At 70.6% G+C, this 3,215-nt stretch carries 4 protein-coding genes; 3 read left to right on the plus strand and 1 reads right to left on the minus strand.

All coding sequences use genetic code 11. The features are described 5' to 3' along the window. Positions 1 to 1,230: cation:proton antiporter (locus tag DMC18_RS21570; protein WP_110133297.1), on the minus strand; the 1,230-nt coding region annotated here is incomplete at its 3' end. 212 nt (positions 1,231 to 1,442) lie between these two features. Between DMC18_RS21570 and DMC18_RS21575 the strand changes: the two genes are divergently transcribed. The 3 genes from DMC18_RS21575 to DMC18_RS21585 form a co-directional block, all read left to right on the plus strand. Beyond that, entirely contained in the window at positions 1,443 to 1,703 is a 261-nt protein-coding gene (locus DMC18_RS21575) for a type II toxin-antitoxin system Phd/YefM family antitoxin (RefSeq protein WP_110133298.1), read from the plus strand. Then, the gene (locus DMC18_RS21580; protein WP_110133299.1) at positions 1,703 to 2,200 is read left to right on the plus strand and encodes a type II toxin-antitoxin system VapC family toxin; all 498 of its coding nucleotides are present in this window, start codon (positions 1,703 to 1,705) and stop codon (positions 2,198 to 2,200) included. The genes DMC18_RS21575 and DMC18_RS21580 overlap by 1 nt, the downstream gene beginning before the upstream one ends. A 292-nt stretch (positions 2,201 to 2,492) precedes the next feature. Then, positions 2,493 to 3,215, plus strand: a 723-nt coding sequence (locus DMC18_RS21585; protein WP_199232605.1) for an MASE1 domain-containing protein, incomplete at its 3' end; no start/stop codon positions are given.

Here is a 3,215-nt window from a genome sequence, read left to right on the forward strand (position 1 = left end):
CGGGCCGATGATGCCCTTCTGCAGGCCGATGTTGATGATGATCAGCTCCATCAGGCCGCGCGAGTTCATCAGGGCGCCGATGCCCATGGCGGTGGCGTGGTTCTCGCCGGTGGCGCGGGCGGCGACGTAGCAGGCGCCCCACTTGGCCAGGATCGAGGCGGCCAGGATCCCCAGGGCGATCAGCAGCAGGGTCGGCGAGTTGACCATGTCCATCCGGGTGTTGAGGCCCGAATAGGTGAAGAACATCGGCAGCAGCAGCACGACGGCCAGCGGCTCGACCTTCTTCTTCAGCTCCTCGACCAGCTTGCCGCGCGGCATGACCACGCCGAGGATGAAGCCGCCGAAGATGGCGTGGATGCCGACGGCGTCCATCAGGAAGGCCGAGATGCAGAAGGCCAGGATGACCAGGGCCAGGACGCCCGTGCTCATCTCGCCCTCGCGCTCGACGATGCGGCCCAGCGGGGCCAGGATCTTCGGACCCAGCAGGACGACGAAGGCCACCCAGGCCAGGCCCCCGCCGATGGCCAGCAGGGCCACGCCCGGGCCGCCGCCGAAGGTGGCCAGCACCACCGCCAGCACGCACCAGGAGACCGCGTCGTCGAAGGCGCCGGCGGTCAGCGACAGGGTGCCCAGCGACGTCTTGGCCAGGCCCCGCTCGTTGATGATCCGGGCCAGCATCGGGAAGGCGGTCAGGGCGATGCAGGCGCCCATGAACAGGGTGGCCGGACCCTGGCCGATGGTCGGGGCGAACAGGCCCGGCACCTTCAGCAGGAACGGGGTGATGGCGGCGGCGATCAGGAACGGCGCGGCGATGCCGGCGAACGACACGCTCATCGCGCTCTTGGCCTTGGCCTTGAAGTGGCCGGCCTGGAAGCTGGTGCCGACCATGAACATGTAGAGGCCCACGCCCAGCTGGGCGCCGACGTACAGGACGTTCTTGGTCTCCTTGGGGAACAGGGCCAGCTGGAAGTCGGGGAACAGCAGGCCCAGCAGCGACGGGCCAAGCACCACGCCGGCGATCATCTCGCCCACCACCTGGGGCTGCTTGAGCAGCTTCTGGCCCAGCCAGCCGACGACGCGGCAGGCCAGCACGATGACGGCCAGCTGCAGGAAGAAGTGCACGCTGAAATCGGTGGGCGTGAAGCTCTTGGCCGCGGCTTTCGTGGCCGGGCCGTGGGCGTTGAGCAGGTCCGTCGCCGTGGCGATGGTCTGCGCGATCAGGTCTGACACCGGTTCGTTCCCCCTAGGATCGTTTCTTTGCGGCGCGCCGCTTGCCCCTATGCCGCGCAGAGATCTGACCAATGCGCAATGCGTCGGAGGTTGATCCCGGCCGCCCGGCTTTCGATTGTTTTCCCTGACGAATTATCCGTTGCCCGAACGCCACTATGTAGGTACGTACCTACACGACAGCCCTGTCATTTCGGGTCGGGAGCGGACGCTTCATGAAGGTGGTCAGCAGCCGCGCGTTCAATCAGGACGTCAGCGCGGCCAAGCGCGCGGCGAGAATCGAGCCGGTGTTCGTCACCGACCGCGGCCGGGCCACCCACGTGCTGATGAGCGTCGAGGCCTATCGCAAGCTGGCCGGCCAGGCCGAGACCATCGTCGACCTGCTGGCCCTGGACGAGCCGGTCCCGGCGGAGGCGCGACCGGGCAAGTCGTCGGCCGCCTGGGGCCGGGCGCCCGCGACACCGGAGCGCGGCTGATGCACCTGCTCGACACCGAGATCGTGCTGGAGCTGCGCGGGGCCAGGGCCGGGCGCACCGATCCGGGCCTGGCGCGCTGGGCGGCGGGCGTGGCCCGCTCGGGCCTGTTCATCTCGGCGATCACCCTGCTGGAGCTGGAGGCCGAGGTCGCCCAGGCCGAGCGGCGCGACAAGATCGCCGGCAAGGCCCTGCGGACCTGGCTGGACGAGCAGGTCGGCCCCGCCTTCGAGGGCCGCATCCTGGCGGTGGACGCCGCCGTGGCGCGGACCCGCTCGCGCGTGCCCCTGGCCGATCCCCGCGACGCCCTGCTGGCCGCCACCGCCCTGGAGCACGGCCTGACCCTGGTCACCCGCGACGTCGCCGCCTTCAAGGTCGCGCGGCTGAAGGTGTTCAATCCTTGGGGTTATGCTCAAGACGCGGTCGAAGACGACGAGGACTGGGGCCAGGCGGCCAAGGCCGGCTCGCAGTGGATCCGGAACCTGTTCGTGCGGGGGTAGGCCATCCCCCTTCGTCATCCCGGAAAGCCCGCAGGGCTTATCCGGGACCCAGGGGCCAAGCGCAGGGAGATGGCGGGCGGGCGGCGAACCCAAACGCCGCGCCCGGTCCCCTGGGTCCCGGCTCTACGCTGCGCTTCGGCCGGGATGACGACGGAAGGGAGGGCCGCGCCCAACGCCCCCGCAACCTCCCCCGCGTCAGCGCACTTAACCAAAAACCGACGTTTCGTCCGCATTGTACGGCCAGACCGCGCCCCTGGCCCCCTCTTCGGCCCCGGGCGCGCTGGGGGATATCGTGGGGACCGACCGCCTCGACATCGCGATCGATCGCGCCGATGCGCGCCGATGGGCTCTGCGCCGCTGGCGCCGGCCCGTAGGGCTGACGATCGCCTATCTGGCGTCGATGGCCTACAGCCTGTTCCTGACCGGCGCGGCCCAGGAGATCGCCACCATCTGGACGGCCAACGCCGTGCTGATCGCCGGGCTGATGGTGCTGGACCGCCGCCGGGGCGTCGGGCTGCTGGTGGTGTGCACCCTGCTGCATCTGGCGCTCAGCCTGCTGACCAGCAAGTCGTCGGCCTTCGCCGTGGCGGTGACGGCGCTGGACGCCGTGCAGATCACCGCCACCGCCGTGGCCCTGCGGCTGCTGCGCCTGCCCGGACGGGTGCGCGGCATGCGCGGCCTGCTGGTGCTGACCGTGGTGTCGGCGGCGTTCACGGCCGTGACCTCGATCGGCGTCAACGGCCTGGCCTCGATGGCCGAGGGCGGCGGCTTCTGGACCGGCTGGAGCGGCTGGACCACCAGCAACGTGCTGGGCGTGGCCGTGGCCCTGCCGACCATACTGATCCTGATGGACCGCCGTCACGCCGAGGCCTTCCCGGTGCGCGGCTGGCTGGAGCCGACCTTCGGCCTGGCGGCGATCGGCCTGATCTCGTGGCTGGTGTTCACCGGCCCGCCGCAGCTGCGGGTGCTGGTGTTCGCGCCGGTGGTGCTGGCCGCCTTCCGGGGCGGCCCGCGC

The sequence above is a fragment of the Caulobacter sp. D5 genome (assembly GCF_003185805.1).
GTDB lineage: Bacteria > Pseudomonadota > Alphaproteobacteria > Caulobacterales > Caulobacteraceae > Caulobacter.